This is a genomic window from Mesorhizobium sp. WSM4833, assembly GCF_055811095.1.
Genome location: NZ_JBVVQG010000004.1, coordinates 276,749 through 294,399, shown reverse-complemented (window position 1 = coordinate 294,399; position 17,651 = coordinate 276,749). Strand labels below are relative to the sequence as shown.

At 63.4% G+C, this 17,651-nt stretch carries 21 protein-coding genes; 13 read left to right on the top strand and 8 right to left on the bottom strand.

The window, feature by feature from the left end; genetic code table 11:
* Positions 1-127 precede the first annotated feature (127 nt).
* From lptB to lptC, 3 genes are read right to left on the bottom strand one after another with little or no spacing between them, the layout of a single operon-like run.
* Positions 128-946, bottom strand: a complete 819-nt coding sequence (lptB, locus tag AC0L2D_RS09805) for an LPS export ABC transporter ATP-binding protein (RefSeq protein ID WP_013529586.1) — start codon at positions 944-946, stop codon at positions 128-130.
* Positions 946-1,527 carry an LptA/OstA family protein gene (locus tag AC0L2D_RS09800; RefSeq protein ID WP_013529585.1) on the bottom strand — a complete coding sequence of 194 codons (582 nt, stop codon included), beginning with the start codon at positions 1,525-1,527 and terminating at the stop codon, positions 946-948. Before AC0L2D_RS09800 ends, lptB begins: the two co-directional genes overlap by 1 nt.
* Positions 1,514-2,227: an LPS export ABC transporter periplasmic protein LptC gene (lptC, locus tag AC0L2D_RS09795; protein WP_064995567.1), complete on the bottom strand. Its 714-nt coding sequence runs from the start codon at positions 2,225-2,227 to the stop codon at positions 1,514-1,516. Before lptC ends, AC0L2D_RS09800 begins: the two co-directional genes overlap by 14 nt.
* 404 nt (positions 2,228-2,631) lie before the next feature.
* Between lptC and sppA the strand changes: the two genes are divergently transcribed.
* The 4 genes from sppA (at position 2,632) to lhpI (ending at position 5,372) form a co-directional block, all read left to right on the top strand.
* On the top strand, positions 2,632-3,588 hold the full coding sequence (gene sppA / locus AC0L2D_RS09790) for a signal peptide peptidase SppA (RefSeq protein ID WP_027161328.1): 957 nt from the start codon (positions 2,632-2,634) through the stop codon (positions 3,586-3,588).
* A gap of 82 nt (positions 3,589-3,670) precedes the next feature.
* Positions 3,671-3,955, top strand: a complete 285-nt coding sequence (locus AC0L2D_RS09785; RefSeq protein WP_006200394.1) for an integration host factor subunit beta — start codon at positions 3,671-3,673, stop codon at positions 3,953-3,955.
* Positions 3,956-4,012: 57 nt separating this feature from the next.
* Entirely contained in the window at positions 4,013-4,369 is a 357-nt protein-coding gene (locus AC0L2D_RS09780) for a DUF1049 domain-containing protein (protein WP_064995565.1), read from the top strand.
* Between the two features lie 37 nt (positions 4,370-4,406).
* Entirely contained in the window at positions 4,407-5,372 is a 966-nt protein-coding gene (lhpI, locus tag AC0L2D_RS09775) for a bifunctional Delta(1)-pyrroline-2-carboxylate/Delta(1)-piperideine-2-carboxylate reductase (RefSeq protein WP_275954514.1), read from the top strand.
* Here the strand turns inward: lhpI and AC0L2D_RS09770 are convergent.
* The 3 genes from AC0L2D_RS09770 to AC0L2D_RS09760 all read right to left on the bottom strand — a co-directional run bounded on the left by AC0L2D_RS09770 (position 5,369) and on the right by AC0L2D_RS09760 (position 6,962).
* Positions 5,369-5,806 (bottom strand): EVE domain-containing protein, encoded by a 438-nt coding sequence (locus AC0L2D_RS09770; protein ID WP_013529580.1) that lies wholly within the window; start codon positions 5,804-5,806, stop codon positions 5,369-5,371. The genes lhpI and AC0L2D_RS09770 overlap by 4 nt on opposite strands.
* Complete coding sequence (locus AC0L2D_RS09765; RefSeq protein ID WP_013529579.1) at positions 5,803-6,198, bottom strand: VOC family protein; 396 nt, start codon at positions 6,196-6,198, stop codon at positions 5,803-5,805. Before AC0L2D_RS09765 ends, AC0L2D_RS09770 begins: the two co-directional genes overlap by 4 nt.
* A 71-nt stretch (positions 6,199-6,269) precedes the next feature.
* Complete coding sequence (locus AC0L2D_RS09760) at positions 6,270-6,962, bottom strand: helix-turn-helix transcriptional regulator (RefSeq protein ID WP_473540920.1); 693 nt, start codon at positions 6,960-6,962, stop codon at positions 6,270-6,272.
* Between the two features lie 136 nt (positions 6,963-7,098).
* Between AC0L2D_RS09760 and AC0L2D_RS09755 the strand changes: the two genes are divergently transcribed.
* From AC0L2D_RS09755 to olsB, 6 genes are all read left to right on the top strand, one after another.
* Positions 7,099-8,193: an RsmD family RNA methyltransferase gene (locus AC0L2D_RS09755; RefSeq protein ID WP_063169011.1), complete on the top strand. Its 1,095-nt coding sequence runs from the start codon at positions 7,099-7,101 to the stop codon at positions 8,191-8,193.
* Positions 8,190-9,047: a TrmH family RNA methyltransferase gene (locus AC0L2D_RS09750; RefSeq protein WP_013529576.1), complete on the top strand. Its 858-nt coding sequence runs from the start codon at positions 8,190-8,192 to the stop codon at positions 9,045-9,047. Before AC0L2D_RS09755 ends, AC0L2D_RS09750 begins: the two co-directional genes overlap by 4 nt.
* A gap of 13 nt (positions 9,048-9,060) precedes the next feature.
* Positions 9,061-9,549, top strand: coding sequence for a signal peptidase II (lspA, locus tag AC0L2D_RS09745; protein WP_013529575.1), 489 nt, complete (start codon positions 9,061-9,063; stop codon positions 9,547-9,549).
* A 53-nt stretch (positions 9,550-9,602) separates the two neighbouring features.
* Positions 9,603-10,592 (top strand): acrylyl-CoA reductase (NADPH), encoded by a 990-nt coding sequence (gene acuI, locus AC0L2D_RS09740; RefSeq protein WP_473540918.1) that lies wholly within the window; start codon positions 9,603-9,605, stop codon positions 10,590-10,592.
* A gap of 141 nt (positions 10,593-10,733) precedes the next feature.
* The gene (locus AC0L2D_RS09735; protein WP_027161326.1) at positions 10,734-13,025 is read left to right on the top strand and encodes a PAS domain-containing hybrid sensor histidine kinase/response regulator; all 2,292 of its coding nucleotides are present in this window, start codon (positions 10,734-10,736) and stop codon (positions 13,023-13,025) included.
* Between the two features lie 182 nt (positions 13,026-13,207).
* The gene (gene olsB, locus AC0L2D_RS09730; protein WP_023812526.1) at positions 13,208-14,083 is read left to right on the top strand and encodes a l-ornithine N(alpha)-acyltransferase; all 876 of its coding nucleotides are present in this window, start codon (positions 13,208-13,210) and stop codon (positions 14,081-14,083) included.
* A gap of 64 nt (positions 14,084-14,147) precedes the next feature.
* Here the strand turns inward: olsB and AC0L2D_RS09725 are convergent, their stop codons facing one another.
* Positions 14,148-14,780: a trimeric intracellular cation channel family protein gene (locus AC0L2D_RS09725; RefSeq protein WP_275954517.1), complete on the bottom strand. Its 633-nt coding sequence runs from the start codon at positions 14,778-14,780 to the stop codon at positions 14,148-14,150.
* Positions 14,781-14,900: 120 nt separating this feature from the next.
* The gene (gene grpE, locus AC0L2D_RS09720) at positions 14,901-15,536 is read right to left on the bottom strand and encodes a nucleotide exchange factor GrpE (protein ID WP_013529570.1); all 636 of its coding nucleotides are present in this window, start codon (positions 15,534-15,536) and stop codon (positions 14,901-14,903) included.
* 239 nt (positions 15,537-15,775) lie between these two features.
* On the opposite strand from grpE, the gene AC0L2D_RS09715 reads away from it, so the two are divergent.
* The 3 genes from AC0L2D_RS09715 to AC0L2D_RS09705 all read left to right on the top strand — a co-directional run bounded on the left by AC0L2D_RS09715 (position 15,776) and on the right by AC0L2D_RS09705 (position 17,629).
* Positions 15,776-15,976 carry a hypothetical protein gene (locus tag AC0L2D_RS09715; protein ID WP_473540916.1) on the top strand — a complete coding sequence of 67 codons (201 nt, stop codon included), beginning with the start codon at positions 15,776-15,778 and terminating at the stop codon, positions 15,974-15,976.
* Positions 15,951-16,454, top strand: a complete 504-nt coding sequence (locus AC0L2D_RS09710) for a hypothetical protein (protein WP_318014183.1) — start codon at positions 15,951-15,953, stop codon at positions 16,452-16,454. Before AC0L2D_RS09715 ends, AC0L2D_RS09710 begins: the two co-directional genes overlap by 26 nt.
* A 152-nt stretch (positions 16,455-16,606) precedes the next feature.
* A complete protein-coding gene (locus AC0L2D_RS09705; RefSeq protein WP_013529567.1) occupies positions 16,607-17,629 on the top strand; it encodes a fatty acid desaturase in 1,023 nt (340 codons plus the stop codon).
* The last annotated feature ends 22 nt before the right edge of the window (positions 17,630-17,651 follow it).

Below are 17,651 nucleotides of genomic sequence, written 5' to 3'. Positions count from 1 at the left end.
GGCCCGGCTTTTGCTTGTCAAGGCAATTGGTAGCAAAACTCGCTTACCGGAGCGTTATCTCGGAGCAAAATCGACGAAAAAGCGCCGCGCGAGCCGCAAAAATCGTGTCAGGAAACAAATTTCACGCTCAGAGGGTGAAACCCTCGCCGAGGTAAAGTCGCCGCACATCCGGGTTTGCCACCACTTCGTCGGCCCTTCCATGGGTCAGCACCTGGCCGGCATGGATGATGTAGGCGCGGTCGATGAGGCCGAGCGTTTCGCGCACATTGTGATCGGTGATGAGGACGCCGATGCCGCGCGCCGTGAGGTGGCGCACCAGTTGTTGAATATCCGCGACGGCGATCGGATCGATGCCGGCGAAAGGCTCGTCGAGCAGCATGTAGGCCGGACGCGTCGCCAGCGCTCGCGCGATTTCCAAGCGTCGCCGCTCGCCGCCCGAAAGCGACATGGATGGCGCCTTGCGCAGATGGCTGATGTGGAATTCCTCGAGCAGTTCGTCGAGATTGCGCTCGCGCACCTTGCGGTCCTTTTCGACCACTTCCAGCACGGCGCGGATATTCTGCTCGACATTGAGGCCGCGGAAGATCGATGCTTCCTGCGGCAGATAGCCGATGCCGAGGCGTGCGCGACGGTACATCGGCATCGACGTGACATCGAAGCCGTCGATCTCGATCGTGCCTTCATCCACCGGCACCAGGCCGGTAACCATATAGAAACAGGTCGTTTTGCCGGCGCCGTTGGGGCCGAGCAGTCCAACGGCCTCTCCGGCGCGCACGCCGATGGTGACGCCGCTGACGACCTTGCGGCCCTTGTAGCTCTTGGTCAGCCCCTTGGCGATCAGGGTTCCCTTGAACTTTCCCGCATCGACGGTCACCGTGGCCGGCGCCGAAAGCTTGCCGGCGGCCCGTCCCGGAAGACGCGCCGTCAGCGACGACAGGCTGGCCATCAGGGGTTCGTCGCTCCCGATTTCGGCGGCGGTGTGATCGACATCTGGACGCGTTGCCCAGCGCATGGATCCACCTGAGCCAGCCCGCTTTTCATCTGCACGGTAAGTTTGCAGCCCACCAGAACGTTGTCGTTTTGCGACAGAACGACCTTTTTGCCCGAAAGCACCAGCACCTGGCTCTTCATATCGAAGCTGCCTTGATCGCCGGTCGCGATCTGCGCATCCGACTTGATATAGACCTTGTCGGAGATCTCCAGGTGGTCGATGTTGGCCGAGCCCGTCATCGCCGCACCCGCGGCCTCCGTGCCCTTGGCAGCGGCGTTGGGGTCCTTGACGTAGTAGACCGTCATCTTGCCGGCCTTCATCAATGTCGGCCCCTGGACGACGCTGACATTGCCCGTGAAGATCGCGACACTGTCGGCCTGGCGGACTTCCAGCTTGTCGCTCTCGATCTGGATCGGCTTGTCGCCGGACAGTTTGAGGCCTGATTGACTGGTCGTCTGCGCCCATGACGGCACGAGTCCGAGCAGCAGCAACGCTGAAGTTGCAGCCGCGAGCCGCGTCGAACTACTGAGCCGCATTGGTTTCTCCGCTGTTTCCCTGTGCCGCCTTCAGGGCGGCGGAATCGATGTTGACGCGCACTTTGTTCTCGAAAACCAGAATCTTGCCATTGTCCTGAACCGACATCGTATCCGCCGTGATCCGCGACCCGCCACGGCTGACATCGACGGGATCTCCTGTCTTCATAGTGCCTTTGCCCATGTCGAGGAAGACCGATTTGAACTTGGCCTGCATGCCGTCGGTCGTGGTGATCGTCACGTCGCTGGTCAGGTTCATCGTATTGCCGTCGCGATCGTAGGTGCCGTGCGAGGCCTTGACCGCCGCCACATTGTCGGACGCGATCGGCACCTTGGCGTCGATGCCTTCCAGCTCGATGATACCTTGCGTGCTGACATCCTGAATGGCACGCAGCGCCGTCATCGAATAAGGCTGCTTCTGCTTGGTGAAACCGTTGAGCTTGGGATTGGCCATCACCAGCTTGCCGTTGGAAAAGGCAGTGCCTTCCGCCTGAATCTTCACCGAGACGGGTGCGGCGAGATAGGAGTAGACCGGGAAAGCGACCGCTATCAGTGCTGCGGCCACCGGCACGGCAAATTTGAGAACGCGCACGCGGCGCGAATGACGCTGCGCACGGTCGAAAGCATCGCCGCGCGTCCGGACGTCCGCCGGGGGAGCCAACACCGCCTCGGCGTCGGTCGGTTCAATCGGTCGCGCTAACATTCACTGCTTTCTTCTAATCCTGCCCGCCCTCGGGCACCGCCTATAGGTGGGACGCCGGCGCTTTCAAGCAAGCACAAGCCCACGAAAACTGCAAAAATGTGACAGCCGCCTTTGTACAGACGAAAACGAAGTCCGCACAACTGCGTGTTCTCCATAGCAGAAACAGACACGCGGCGTAAAATTTATCAGCCATCGGTCTCGTCGCCCGACCTGGTGGCGATTGCACGAATATGTGAGCAGACCGAGGCCTGGAGAGGGCCCGACCCGGCCCCGTCGACTGTCGACCCGGATAGCCACCTCACGTCCAGGCGCCGACTTGTCTCGCCATGCGCAAAAGAGAACTGCTTCCAGATGGGAGGATCATGGTCTAAAAGCGTCTCCTCCCGCCGACTGAAAGGCTGACCATGGCACTGAGAGCCGACGACCTGATCGACCGCCGCCGTTTGCGGCGCAAGCTGACATTCTGGCGCGTCGTCGCCATAGGCATCATAGCCCTTGGGGTGATTGCGCTTTCAACCTGGTTTTATGGCGACGATTTCGGCGGCTCGACAGTCGACCATATTGCCAAGGTCAAGATCGAAGGCACGATCACCGAGGACGAGGAACTGATCAAGCGGCTGGAAACCATCCGTCTTTCATCGAAGGTGAAAGGCGTGATCCTGTCGATCGATTCGCCTGGCGGCACCACCGTTGGCGGTGAATCGATCTATGAAGAAGTGCGCAAGCTGGCCGCCGACAAGCCGGTGGTGGCGGAAGTCGGCACGCTCGCCGCATCGGCGGGCTATATGATCGCCAGTGCCGCCGATCACATCGTTGCCCGCAAGACCTCGATCGTCGGCTCGATCGGCGTGCTGATCCAGTATCCCGACGTCAGCGGCCTGATGGACAAACTCGGCGTCAAGCTGGAGGAGGTGAAATCCTCGCCGCTGAAAGCCGCGCCCTCTCCCTTCAAGCCGACCAATGACGACGAGCGCGCCATGGTTCGCAAGCTCATCCTCGACAGTTACAACTGGTTCGTCGACATCGTCGCCGAACGCCGCAAGATGAGCCGCGAACAAGCGCTGGTGCTTGCCGACGGCTCGATATTCACCGGTCGCCAGGGCGTTGCCAACGGGCTGATCGACGCCGTCGGCGGCGAGACCGTGGCGGTCGACTGGCTGGCGACCAAGGGCGTCGATGCCAAGCTCAAGGTCGTCGAGTGGAAGGATACCGAACGGCGCAGCGGCTTCCTGTTCTCGAAAGCGATGGCGCAAACGATCGGCAGTGCGCTCGGCCTGCCCGCCTACAGCAGCGACGTCATCCATGAACTCGGAGCCGACCGCTTGTTTCTTGACGGTCTCGTTTCCGTCTGGCACCCTTGAGAAGCCGTTTGGGGCAAGTGAAAAAAGCAAATAAAATCATCCTCATAATTTTGACCGCACTGCTTTCACGGGGACCCGTCTCATGATCAAGTCCGAACTTGTGCAGATTATTGCCACGCGCAATCCGCATCTTTTCCTGCGCGACGTCGAAAACATCGTCGGCGCGATCTTTGATGAAATCACCGACGCCCTTGCCGAAGGCAACCGGGTCGAGTTGCGTGGCTTCGGCGCTTTTTCGGTGAAAAATCGTCCCGCCCGCACCGGACGCAATCCGCGCACCGGCGAATCCGTCGAGGTCGAGGAGAAATGGGTGCCGTTCTTCAAGACCGGCAAGGAACTGCGTGAAAGGCTGAACGGCGGCAAGTAGGCGCGACGCCAGCGCCTGACGGCCTTTCGGACAGGCCAGCTTCCGACGGAAAACATCATGTTCAATCGCTTCATCCTTATCGCGATCTTCGTGCCCCTGGCGATCATCCTGATCGCACTCGCTGTCGCCAACCGCGAACTGGTCGCCTTCACGCTGGACCCGTTCAATCCCGGCAATCCGAAGCTGACCCTGACTTTGCCGCTGTTCATCTTCCTGTTCCTGGCGCTCGCCATCGGCATGATCGTCGGCAGTCTGGCTACGTGGGTCAAACAGGGTCGCTATCGCAAGCTGGCGCGCCAGCGCGGCGTCGAAGCCGAGAACCTGCGCCAGGCGGTCAGCCGTGCGCCGGCGGTATCACAAAGCCAGGCACCGGGGTCCGCCCAAGAGGCAGCATTGCCGAAGCCGACCGCTTGAGCCGCCAATCGGCGGTTTTGTCCTCACGGAGTTTTTCATGCTGACCATTTCGGCCGCAGAGGTCGACCATGCGCTGACCTTTCCCCGGCTGGTCGAGACGCTGCGCATGGCGTTTCGCGACGGCGCGGTGCAGCCTGTCAGGCATCATCATACGATCGAGCGGCCCGATGGTGCCGCCTCCACACTGCTTTTGATGCCGGCCTGGACCGATCTCAACGCGGCCGGCACGTCGGCCGGCGGTCACGTCGGCGTCAAGATCGTCACCGTGTCGCCCGACAACAATGCCATCGGCAAGCCCGCGGTGATGGGGCTCTATCTTCTGCTCAACGGCGCCACCGGCGAACCCGAGGCCCTGATCGACGGCCAGCGGCTGACACAATGGCGCACCGCCTGTGCTTCGGCGCTTGCGGCCTCCTATCTCGCCCGCGACGATGCCTCGCGGCTGCTTGTGGTCGGCGCCGGCGCGCTGTCGCCCTTCCTCGCCAAGGCGCACTCGGCCGTGCGGCCCATCAAGACCATCCGCATCTGGAACCGCACCCCGGCCAATGCCGAGAAAGTCGCGGCCGATCTGTGCGCCCAGGGCTTCGCGGCCAGTGCGGCAAGCGATCTCGATACGGAGCTTGGGCAGGCCGACATCGTCTCCTCGGCGACGATCACGACCACGCCGTTGATCAAGGGCGCATTGTTGCGGCCGGGAACCCATGTCGACCTGGTCGGCGGCTTTACGCCGACGATGCGCGAGAGCGATGACGATGCGATCAGGCTTGCCCGCGTCTATGTCGACACCCGCGCCGGCGCCACCAAGGAAGCCGGCGACATCGTCCAACCGCTGACCTCCGGCGTGCTGAAACCGGAAGCCATCGTCGCCGATCTGCACGAATTGGCGCGCGGCCGGAAGAAGGGCCGCGAGAGCGCCGGTGAGATCACGCTGTTCAAGTCGGTCGGAGCGGCGCTCGAGGATCTTGCCGCCGGCATTGCCGTCTACAAGGCGCTCACGGCCTAGTTTACCGTTGCACCCATTTCGGCGCCCATCGCCTCGGCGATCACACGAAAATCGTGATCCCCGATTTCAAAAAGGCCAAAGCGAAGCTGATAACCCCAGTTCGACTTGGCCACGGTGAAGTCCAGCCTGTCGAGCAGCGGCTTGATCGGCGCTTCCTCGGCCTTGGCCCACGCCACATCGCGGCGGAACGGCGTGAAGCCGGCGCCCATATCCCCCTGATAGGGCTCGCCTTCCCGCACGATGCCTATCGCCGTGAAAGCCTGGAGGCCGTCTTTCTCGCCCAAAACAGTGGTCGGCGAATAGTAGACGACGCCGTCACCCGGCTTGACGCGACGCAGCGGTGCCGCCTTGCCGTGGTTGACCTGCATGAAGCCGGCTGTGCGACCACGCCGGACATGTTCGGCCGACGCCACCGCGATCCAATACGCGCTCATTTCTGTTCCCCATTGGCCTGTTCCCCGTCGGACAGCCAGTAGACGCGCAGGCGATGATTATCGGGATCGAGCGCGACAAAAGTACGGCCGAAATCCATGTCGGTCGGCGTCTGCAGGATCTTCAGCCCGCGCCCGGACCAGTCGGCATGGGCGGCATCGACCGCATCGGGCGTATCCAGCGCAAACACGATTTCGGCGCCACCGCCTGACGTGGCGGCTGCCGGCTCCACCGTGTGGCGCGACCACAGGCCGAGCTTGAAGCCGGCATCGAGCACGAACAGCACGAAGGTCGGCGAACTTTCGACCGGCTCACGACCGAGCAGCGCGCTGTAGAAGGCACCGCTCTGCTGCGGCTGGTCGACATAGAGGATGACGAAATTCGGGGTGGCCATATCTGCTCTCCAAGGTTCGGTGTTTCGACTTGGCGAACATAAGATAGGCTGCTGTCAGAATATGGCAGCAGTCATCGCGAACCACGCGGCTTGTCGAGCGTCGTCCGCCATTCCTTGAGCAGCGCCTGGCGACGACGCGGATAGCGCGTGTCCATTGCTTGGAGTTCGGCGATGCGATCGGCGCGAAAATGCCGGAAATCCTGCCGCATCTCGCACCACGCCACCACCACCCGCACCTTGTCGAAGAAGCCCAGCGCAAATGGCCAGACGACGCGCTGGGACACGGCCCCGCCGGCATCGCGGTAGAGAAAGCCGAGCTTGCGCTCGTTGCGGATGGCCTGCCGCACCATACCAAGATCGATGCCCTCGGTGGCCGCGGCAGGAGGCCCGACCAGCAGTGTGCTCGCGTCAAGATCCTCGCGCAGATCGTCGGGCAGCACGGCTGCGATCTTGGCCAACGCGTTGGCGGCGGCGGCCGAGAGACGCTGGTCCGGCTGCCTGGCGACCCAGCGCGAGCCGAGCACAATGGCCTCGATCTCCTCGTCGCTGAACATCAGCGGCGGCAGCATGAAGCCGGGCTTGAGCACATAACCCAACCCCGCCTCACCCTCGATCGGCGCGCCCTGGCCCTGCAGCGTGGCGATGTCGCGGTAGAGCGTGCGGATCGAAACGCCCGTCTCGTCGGCAAGCATGTGCCCGCTCACCGGCCGGCGATGCCGGCGCAAGCACTGTATGAGGTCGAGCAGGCGTTCGGAGCGGGACATCGAGCAGATTTGCCTGTTTCTTTGACATTGGTCCATCGCCGGCAGACATAAACCGGAGAGGCCGACCTGTGGGACTTGGTTGCGAAGCCGGTTGCCCTATGTCAAAAGCGGCCACGCCGTTCGGAGTTGCCCCCGCTTGAAGTCTTTTCGCGACAAACGCCGCGACAACCGTCCACATCCATCCGCCAAGAGTGCGGCGGACGTGTCACGCCCGCGTCCCGGCCAGGCTCCTGCCAGACCGGAAGCGCCACCGCGCGAGCGCCATGAGGCGAAGACGGAAAATCGTTCCGAACCGAACTCGGCGCCGCGCATCCTGGCCCGCCGCGAAGGCGCTCTGCCCGCCGAACATCTTCCCGTGATCCTGGAAGTGGCGCCCAATGCCGATTATGCGCTGCTCGACAGCGGCACCGGCCAGAAGCTCGAACAATATGGCCCCTACCGGATCGTGCGGCCAGAGGGTCAGGCGATCTGGCAAAAGGCATTGCCGGCAAAGGAATGGGAGCGCGCCGACGCCGTCTTCACCGGAGACACCGACGAGGAGGGGATCGGCCGCTGGCGTTTCCCGAAGCTGCCGCTCGGCGAGACCTGGCCGATGAAGCATGACGGCATCGACTATCTCGGCCGTTTCACCTCGTTTCGTCATGTCGGCGTCTTTCCCGAGCAGGCCTCCCACTGGGACCACATGGCCGGGCTGATCGCGGCGGCGAAGCGGCCGGTCAAGGTTCTGAACCTGTTCGGCTATACCGGTCTCGCTTCCTTGGTGGCGGCTCGCGCCGGTGCCGAGGTCACCCATGTCGATGCCTCGAAGAAGGCGATCGGCTGGGCCCGCGAAAACCAGGAGATGGCCGGCCTCGGCAGCAAGCCGATCCGCTGGATCGTCGACGACGCGGTGAAATTCGCCGAGCGCGAGGAGCGCCGCGGCAGCCGCTACGATATCATTCTGTTCGACCCGCCGGCCTATGGCCGTGGCCCCAAGGGCGAGGTCTGGCAATTGTTCGAGGACCTGCCCGATTTGACCGACCTCTGCCGAGCGATCCTGACGCCGAAGCCGCTTGCCGTGGTGCTGACCGCCTACTCGATCCGCGCCTCCTTCTTCGCCATCCACGCCCTGATGCGCGATACCTTTGCCGGCATGGGCGGCAAGGTTGAATCGGGTGAGCTGATCATCCGCGAAAAGTCCGCCGGCCGGGCGCTATCGACCTCATTGTTTTCGCGTTGGGTGGCTGAATGAACGAGCGGCATGCAGGCGCACCCGGCCAGGTGAAGGAGGTCACCAGCCTCGCCAATCCGCTGGTCAAGGACATCAAGGCGCTCGCTCAGAAGAAATTCCGCGACCAGCAGAACGCCTTCATGGCCGAGGGGTTGAAGCTGGTCATCGATGCGCTCGATCTCGGCTGGCAGATCAGGACATTGGTTTTCGCCAAGGCCGGGCGCGGCAACGCTGCCGTGGAGAAGGTGGCCGCACGCACGGTTGCGGCAGGCGGCATGGTGCTCGAAGTGTCGGAGAAGGTGCTGGTCGCTATCACCCGTCGCGACAACCCGCAAATGGTGGTCGGCGTCTTTTCGCAAAAATTCCTCGCCTTGAAGGATGTCCGCGCTGACAATGGCGACGTCTGGGTGGCGCTCGACCGGGTGCGCGACCCCGGCAATCTCGGCACTGTCATCCGCACCGTCGATGCCGTCGGCGCCAAAGGCGTCATCCTGGTCGGCGATACCACTGATCCATTCTCCGTGGAGACGGTGCGTGCCACCATGGGTTCGATCTTTGCCGTGCCGGTGGCGAAGGCGACAACCGAGGCTTTCCTCGCCTGGCGAGGCGGGTTTTCAGGCCTCGTCGCCGGAACCCACCTGAAAGGCGCCGTCGACTACCGCTCGGTCGATTTTTCCCGCGGGCCCGTGCTGCTGATGATGGGCAACGAGCAGCAGGGACTGCCCGAAAGCCTGGCTGCGAGTTGCGACAGGCTGCTCAGGATTCCGCAAGCGGGCCGTGCCGATTCGCTCAATCTGGCCGTTGCCACCGGCATCATGCTGTTCGAGATCCGGCGCGGCGCGCTGAAGCTCGAGCCAATCCTGGACCAGCAATGAAGGTTGCCTGCCCGTGAGATCATGGTCTCCCTACGCATTGCTCGTCGTCGCGGCCATCGCGCTCGACCAGTGGATAAAATATCTGGTCGAGGCCGATCTGCCTTTTCAGGAGAAGGTTGATCTGCTGCCCTTCCTGGCGCTGTTTCGCACCTACAATACCGGCATCGCCTTCTCGATGTTCTCGTCCTTCGGCGACACCGGGCTGATCGTCATTTCGCTCGCCGTCGTTGCCTTCGTGCTGTTCCTGGCGACCCGGATCGCGCCGTCCCAGATCCTTGCCCGCACCGGCTTTGCGCTGATCGTCGGCGGCGCGCTCGGCAATCTGATCGACCGCGCCGTCTACGGCCACGTCATCGACTACATCCTGTTCCACACGCCGGTCTGGTCCTTCGCCGTCTTCAACCTTGCCGACGCCTTCATTTCGGTTGGTGCGGCACTGGTCGTCTTCGACGAGCTGGTCGGCTGGCGGCGCGAACCCAAAGCCAGTCCTTCCAAGGATTGACCCCGTGCGGCCATCGCCGCACAGTTCATGTCGTCAAGATCGCGGAGAAAGACATGTCCGAAACCTTCAAAGCCATCCTCGTTTCGCGCGACGCCGAGAAAAAGCAGTCGGTCGCCGTGACCGATCTCACCGAGGCCGACCTGATGGAAGGCGATGTCACCGTCGCGGTCGAGGCAACGACGGTGAACTACAAGGATGGCTTGGCGATCACAGGCAAGGCGCCGGTGATCCGCCGCTGGCCGCTGGTGCCGGGCATCGATTTCGCCGGCACCGTCATTTCGTCCTCGCATCCCGACTGGCGCGCCGGAGACAAGGTCGTGCTGAATGGCTGGGGCGTCGGCGAAACCCATTTCGGTGCCTATGCAGGCCGTGCCCGCGTCAAGGGCGACTGGCTGGTGCCGCTGCCGCAAGGCATCAACCCGCATGACGCGATGGCCGTCGGCACCGCAGGATATACCGCCATGCTCTGTGTCATGGCCCTGGAGCGGCACGGCATCCTGCCCGATCGCGGCCCGGTGGTGGTGACGGGGGCAGCCGGCGGCGTCGGCTCGGTCGCGGTCTCCATCCTGTCCAGCCTCGGCTACCATGTCATTGCTTCCACCGGCCGCAATGCCGAAAGCCCCTTTCTGATGGACCTTGGCGCCGCCGAGGTGATCTCGCGCGAGGAGCTTGCCCAGCCGGCCAAGCCGCTGGCCAAGGAGCGCTGGGCGGGCGGCATCGACGCTGTCGGCAGCCACACGCTGGCCAATGTGCTCTCGATGACCTCCTATGGCGGCGCGGTCGCCGCCTGCGGCCTGGCCGGCGGCATGGACCTGCCGGCCAGCGTCGCGCCCTTCATCCTGCGCGGTGTCTCATTGCTCGGCATCGATTCAGTGATGGCGCCGAAAGCAGTCCGCCTCGAGGCATGGCGCCGCATCGGCACCGACCTCGATCTGCAGAAGCTCGCCAGCCTGTCCAGCACCATCGGGTTCGACGGCATCGTCGATGCCGCGCGCGATATCGTCGAGGGCAAGATCCGCGGCCGCGTCGTCGTGGATATGTGACTCCGCCCAACTGCCGGAAGGGCGGATGCAATCGCCAGATCTGGTGGCAAACCCGCCGCGCCTCGGCAAAAAGCGCTCATCCGCTAAAATTGGAACGATCTGCCGCAATTTTCCATAAGCTCTGTCTGGCAAGAATTTCGCATGATCGCGCAATCCGGCAGCCAACAGGCGGACACTGGCGACGATGTCGATGCGGTGCTCCCGCCGGCGTCGACGCGGCGCTTCGTCGCCGCGCCGCCGCTGGTGCCCGAGCCGGAATTCTCCAGGCGCGAAGGCCTGTCCTTTCTGACATTCGTCGCCATCGTGGTGATGGCCGGGCTGGCGCACCTGACCGGGGCACCGATGTTCATCAGCGTTGCATTGCTCGCAACCGGCCTTGCCGGCCTTGCCATGCATCTGCGCGCCAGGCGGAGCGAACATCGCACCGCCGCCCTTCTTGACGAAACCACGGCCCGCAGCCGCGCCGAGATCGAGACGCTGGCCGACCGCATGTGGGAGATGCAGGAGAGCGATGAGCGCTTTCGCGGCCTGATCGACGCGCTTGGCGATCTCGTCATCCATCGCGACCGCGATGGCTACATCGTCTATGCCAACAAGGTCTTCGCCGATCTCGTCGAGATCGACCAGCGCGATCTTGCCGGCAAGACCCTGGCGGAACTCGGCATCGAGGTCGGCATGGTTCCCGATGCCGCCTTTTCCGACCATGAGTGCCTGAGTTCCACCGATGTCTCTATCAGCACGCCGAGCGGGCAGCGCTGGTTCTCCTGGATCGAACTGTCGGTGCGCGACAAGGACAGCGGCGCGGTTTCGCACCGCGCCATCGCCCGCGACATCACCGCCCGCAAACGCGCCGAGTCCTCGCTGATCACCGCACGCGAACGGGCCGAATATGCCAGCCAGGCCAAATCGCGTTTCCTCGCCACCGTCAGCCATGAAATCCGCACCCCGATGAACGGCATCATGGGCATGGCCAGGTTGCTCGCCGACACCAGCCTGTCGCCGGAGCAGCAGACCTATGTCGGCGCCGTCTCGACCTCAGCCAGCGCATTGCTTGCCCTGATCGAGGATCTTCTCGATTATTCCAAGATCGAAGCCGGGCGTTTCGACCCGGAGCCGCAGCCGATGTCGGTGCGCGAGATCGCCGACAACATCATCGAATTGCTGGCGGCGCGCGCCTTCGCCAAGGATATCGGGCTGGGTTGTCATGTCGAACCCGACGTGCCGCAATTGATCACCGCCGATCCAGGCAAGGTCAGGCAGGTGCTTCTCAACCTCATCGGCAACGCCATCAAGTTCACCGACAGCGGCGGCGTGCTGGTGAGCATTGCACGCGCACGCACCGAAACCAGCGACCGCATATGCTTTACCATCGCCGATACCGGTCCGGGCCTGCATGATGCCGACCTGGAGCGCATTTTCGAGGAGTTCGAGCAGGCCGACGGCACGTCGACACGCACACATGGCGGGGCCGGCCTCGGCCTTGCCATCTCCAGGCGCCTGGTGGCCGCCATGGGTGGCACGATCTCGGTATCCAGCCGGCTCGGCCAGGGATCCGAGTTCGTCTTCGAAGTCCCTGCGACAGCGGCCACCGAAGCGCCGCAGGGCCGCCAGAATGCTCTCTCGGGCAGACGCGTGGTGATCCTGTCGAAGAACGCCGTCGAGGCCGACGCCATCGCCCGCACCATCCGTGCCAACGGTGGCGCGGTCGACATCGCCACCACCGCCGCACAGGCCGCGCCTTTCGCCGCCGGCTGCGACGCGATCCTGGTCGATGCCGCGATGGAGGAAGGCGACGGAAGGCTGCTCAAGCGCCTGCGCCAGAGCGGTTTCTCCGACTGTGAGGCGATCACGCTGATCGCGCCGACAGATCGCGGCATGCTTGGCGAGTTCCGCGCCAGCGGCTACGCAACCTTCCTGGCCAGGCCGGTGCGCGGCGGAACACTTTTGCGTGTACTGTTGAGCAGCCATGCTCCGAGCCTCGGCCCGCCGCAGCCGGAAAAGCGCGGCGCGCCGACACTGCGCGCCGTCGGCAACCGCCAGCGCGGCCTGTCGGTGCTGATCGCCGAGGACAATGACATCAATGCCATGCTGGCCCGCGCCACGCTGCTGAAGGCCGGGCATCGCGTCAGGGTGGTCGGCAACGGCAAGGCGGCCGTCGAGGCTGTCACCGGCGCCGCGCACAAGGACCGCTTCGACGTGGTCTTGATGGATCTGCACATGCCGGTCATGGACGGGCTGGACGCGATTGCCGCCATCCGCCGCCATGAGGAAGAAAGTGCCGTGCGGCCGGTGCCGATCATGGTGCTGTCGGCCGACAGCCAGGAAAAGACCCGCCATGCGGTGTTGGCCCATGGAGCCAGCGGCTTTGTCACCAAGCCGCTCGACCCCGAGGCGCTGGTCAATGCCGTCGAGGGCCAGGTCGTCGCGGCCTGAGCTTTCCACCGCCCATTCCGCACCGGGCGATCACTTAAACGTAGCCGGTTGATCGTATTCGCCAGCCGACGAAGTATTGCCCACGACGTCGTATCACGGTACTGTCACAATCCTGTTGCACCTACACCGTATCCCCGTGCCAAGAGGGATGGCTCGAAGGAGAATCACTCGTGCATACAGTTATGCCGGAATGTGACACTCGGCCGAACGCCAGCAGCGCCTTGCTTGCCGGACGTAACGTCGATTCCGTCATAAAGGGCGCGGCACTGGGCCGCATAGGCAATCTTGAAGTGCGGCTCGCTCGCAACGAGGCCGAGATCGCGGCCGCGCAGGAAGTGCGCTACCGGGTGTTCTACGACGAACTTGGCGCCAGGAAGGACCTGTTCCAGGCCCATGACCGCCGTGACGCCGACCGGTTCGATCCACTCTGCGACCATCTGCTGGTTTTGGACACCACGCTTTCCGGTCCCGAACATCGCCGTATCGTCGGCACATATCGGCTTCTGCGGCAAGAAATCGCGGCCACGGCCGGCGGTTTCTATTCCGAAGGTGAATTCGAGCTGACCAAGCTCATTGCCCGTCACCCCGGCCAGCGTTTCCTTGAACTCGGCCGCTCCTGCGTTTTGCCGGAATACCGCTCGAAGCGCACCATCGAAGCGTTGTGGCAAGGCATCTGGGCTTACATCAACCATTACGAAATCGGTGTGATGACCGGTTGCGCTTCTTTTCACGGCACCGTGCCGGCGGCGCATGCCGAGGCGCTCACCTACCTCGCCCACCACTGCCGCACAAATTCGGCCTGGGACGTGCGCGCGGTCTCCGGGCGCTACTGCTCGATGGACCTGATGCCGATCGAGGCGGTCAATGCCAAGGCGGCGATCGCCGCGATGCCGCCTCTGGTCAAGGGCTATCTGCGCGTCGGCGCCCGCATCGGCGATGGCTGCGTCATCGATCGCGAATTCTCGACGGTCGATGTGTTCGTTGTGATGCCGGTCAAGGAAATCGGCGCCCGCTACGTCAACTATTATGGCGGCGAAGCCCAGCGCTTCGCTGCGTGAGCCTGGCGAATAGAAAGTAGCGGGAGCTATCTCGTTCAACCCCTATTCGCTATTCGCTTCCTTTTCACAAAATATCTTCCGGCCGCCTGCCGGGCCGGCTCTTGTAGGACGGAAACGACCAGCCGAATTTGAGCGCACCACCGCGCACGACGAACGCCGCCGCAAAACCGGCAAGGTCCGAGGCGAGCGGCGGCAATCCGGCAAGATCGCCAAGTGTGTAAAGGCCGGCACCTGCAAGGGCCGCCGTGACGTAGATTTCGGGCCTGAGCAGCACCGATGGCTCGCCGGCAAGGAGATCGCGCAGAATGCCGCCGAAAGTGGCGGTGAGCACGCCGGTGATGACTGAGACGACCGGCGAGCCGGTAATCGCAAGCCCCTTGGCCGCGCCCATCACCGAAAAAGCGGCGAGCCCGATGGCGTCGAGCCAGAGCAGCCATTTCCAGCGCGATTCGACACGATGCGCGCTGAAGAAGACCAGCACCGCAACCGCGGCGCAGATCAGCACATAGCCGGAGTTGGCGACCCAGAAAACCGGCAGGTTGAGGATGACGTCGCGAAGCGTGCCGCCGCCTATCCCGGTGACGCTGGCCAGGAACAGGAAGCCGATAATGTCGAGCTGCTTACGCGAAGCCGCAAGCGCCCCCGTCGCCGCGAAGACGGCGACACCGGCATAGTCGAGAAGCGCGATGGGGTTCATTGCAGGCCAGGGGAGTAAGGGAATAGGGGAATACGGGAGTATGTTTATCACGAAACCGCACTGCTGGTACGCTCCCCTACTCCCCTACTCCCCTACTCCCCTATTCCCTTACTGCCTTAACTATGCATCTTTCTCAGCCTGCTCGTTCACCGGCCCCGGCTCGACCGGCGCTTCAGCGGCGGCAAGCTTCGGACCGCCTTTGGCGACGCCGACCATGGCCGGGCGCAGCACGCGGTCGCCGATCGAATAGCCCGGCTGCACGACCTGGACCACGGTGTTGGCCGGAACGTCCGGATTGGGCACTTCGAACATCGCCTGGTGGAAATTGGGATCGAACTTCTCGCCTTCCGGCGCGAGCTTCTTGACCCCATGCCGTTCCAGCGCCGACAGCATGGCGCGCTCGGTGAGGTCGACGCCTTCGATCAGCGCCTTGAAGCCGGCGTCACCCGATGCCTTGGCCTCGGCGGGAATCGCATCCAGCGCGCGGCGCAGATTGTCCGACACCGAAAGCATGTCGCGGGCGAAATTCGCGACCGCGTAGGTGCGCGCATCGTGCACATCGCGCGCCGTGCGGCGACGCAGGTTTTCCATCTCGGCCGCCACGCGCAGCGCGCGGTCCTTCAGCTCTTCATTTTCCTTCAGCAGCCGGACAAGGGCTTCATAGTCGCCGTCGGTGCTGCCTTCCGTGCGCTCGGCTGCGGGCTCGGTCGCCTCGACTTCATCGGGCGCGCGTTCGTCTTTTGCCTGGTCGCTCATCGCCGTTTCCCGTCAATCTCGAATGATGTGGATTTTGTGCCCGATATCGATGTTTGGCAGCCAAAAATCAAGGGGTAAGCGATTATGGAAGCCACCGGCCAAGGCCGGACAATGACGGGCAAGACATTTCGATTTTAATTCAAATTTTACCTTAACTGCCGGCTTTGCTTGCCCCACAGGCAGGATGGGGGAACCATTCCCTTGCTGGAGGAGTTTCGAAGCCGACACAGGATTTTAAGATGATGACCCGCAACACGGGCGAAAAGGCAGAAGGGCTGGCCATCGAGGTCAGGCGCCAGTTGGGTGCCGAGGCGGTGACCCGCTTTCTACGCACCTTGCCGGCCTTCCGCACCGAGGCCGACATTCCCGACCGGCTCCGAGAACTGCTCGACCGCCTCGATGGGACGGAGCGCGGTGACATCGGCTGGCGCCGGCGTTAACGCAACAATCGATCTTGGCAGCAAACCTCCTATCGGCAATAGCCGGGGAGAGCCGAACCATCTAAGGATAGATGTGTTGTGGTTCAAAATGGAGGACGTAGTGCGCAAGGTTTCGATCACCTCATCGCTGATGGCGCTTGTCGGCCTCGGCGCCATCACCTTGGCGGCTTTTCCGGCACAAGCAGACAATCTGCAGCTGCAATTGGGCAAACATGGCCCGCGGCTGAAGCTCATGGAAGATTGCGACCCCGCCTATGACGATTGCGAAGGCCCCCGTCGCGACGACCGGCGTGACCGCCGTCAACGAGGCTGCACGGAGGACCGGGCCCTCGACAAGGCAGACCGAATGGGCATCCGCCGCGCAAGGATAGAGTCCGTCGGCCGCCGGGAGATCACAGTCCGCGGCAGACAGGGTGGCGACCGCGTGCGCGTGACTTTTGGCACCGAGCGCGGCTGTCCCATCCTCGATCGCGAATAGCGATCGACCCCAGCGGAAAACCGACGCTCAGAATCATCAGCAGGTCGAACCGGCGGTTGGCTGGCTCGACCGCCAGGCCACGCGACAATTACGCACAGTAATTTTGCGTGATGTCGCCTTGCGGCGGCGAGGCACCCCGCCTATGCTTCCTGATGAACATGATTTCCCCTGAGACGGTCGCCAACAGCAAGCGCGCCTGGCTGAAGATTCTCGCCCGCTACAAGAAGCCTGACAGGCGGCGCAGCACCGTCGAACTCGCCATCACCCTCATTCCATTCGCCATACTCTGGGGCCTGTCCTCGGCGGCCTATGCCTATGGCCATTGGTGGGGACTGATCCTCATCCTTCCCGCGGCCGGGTTTCTGGTGCGCATCTTCATGATCCAGCACGATTGCGGCCACGGCTCCTTCTTCGCCAATCGCTACGCGGACGACTGGATCGGCCGCGCGCTCGGCATCCTGACGCTGACACCCTACGATTGCTGGCGGCGCGCCCACGCGACGCACCACGCCAGCGCCGGCAATCTTGACGAACGCGGCATGGGCGACATCCGGACGCTGACCGTTGCAGAATACCGGCAGATGTCGTGGCGAGGCCGCCTTGCCTATCGTCTCTATCGCCACCCGCTGGTGATGTTCGGGCTCGGTCCGATCTGGCTGTTCATCTTCGAGCAAAGGCTGCCCGTCGGCATGATGCGCGGCGGCCTGACCCCTTGGGTGTCGTCGATGACCACCAATCTTGGCATCGCGGTCGCAGCAGCCATCCTCATTTGGTTCGTCGGTCCCGGCGCGTTCCTGGTGGTCCACCTGCCGATCGTCATCCTCGCCGGTTCGGCCGGCATCTGGCTGTTCTATGTCCAGCACCAGTTCGAGGAAACGGAATGGGCGAAGGATGTCGACTGGGAATTCCAGCACGCTGCCTTGCACGGATCGTCCTATTACGACCTCCCGCCGGTGCTGAACTGGTTCACCGGCAACATCGGTGTCCATCACGTCCATCACCTCTCCGCCAAGGTGCCGTGCTACCGGTTGCAGGAAGTGCTGCGGGATTATCCCGAACTGCGCGACATCGGCCGTGTCACGCTGCTGGAAAGCCTGCGCTGCGTTAAACTGGCGTTGTGGGACGAGAACCGCCGCAAGCTGGTGTCGTTCCGCGAGGCACGGGCGGCGGCTTAAGCAATTCCAGCAGAAGTGGTGA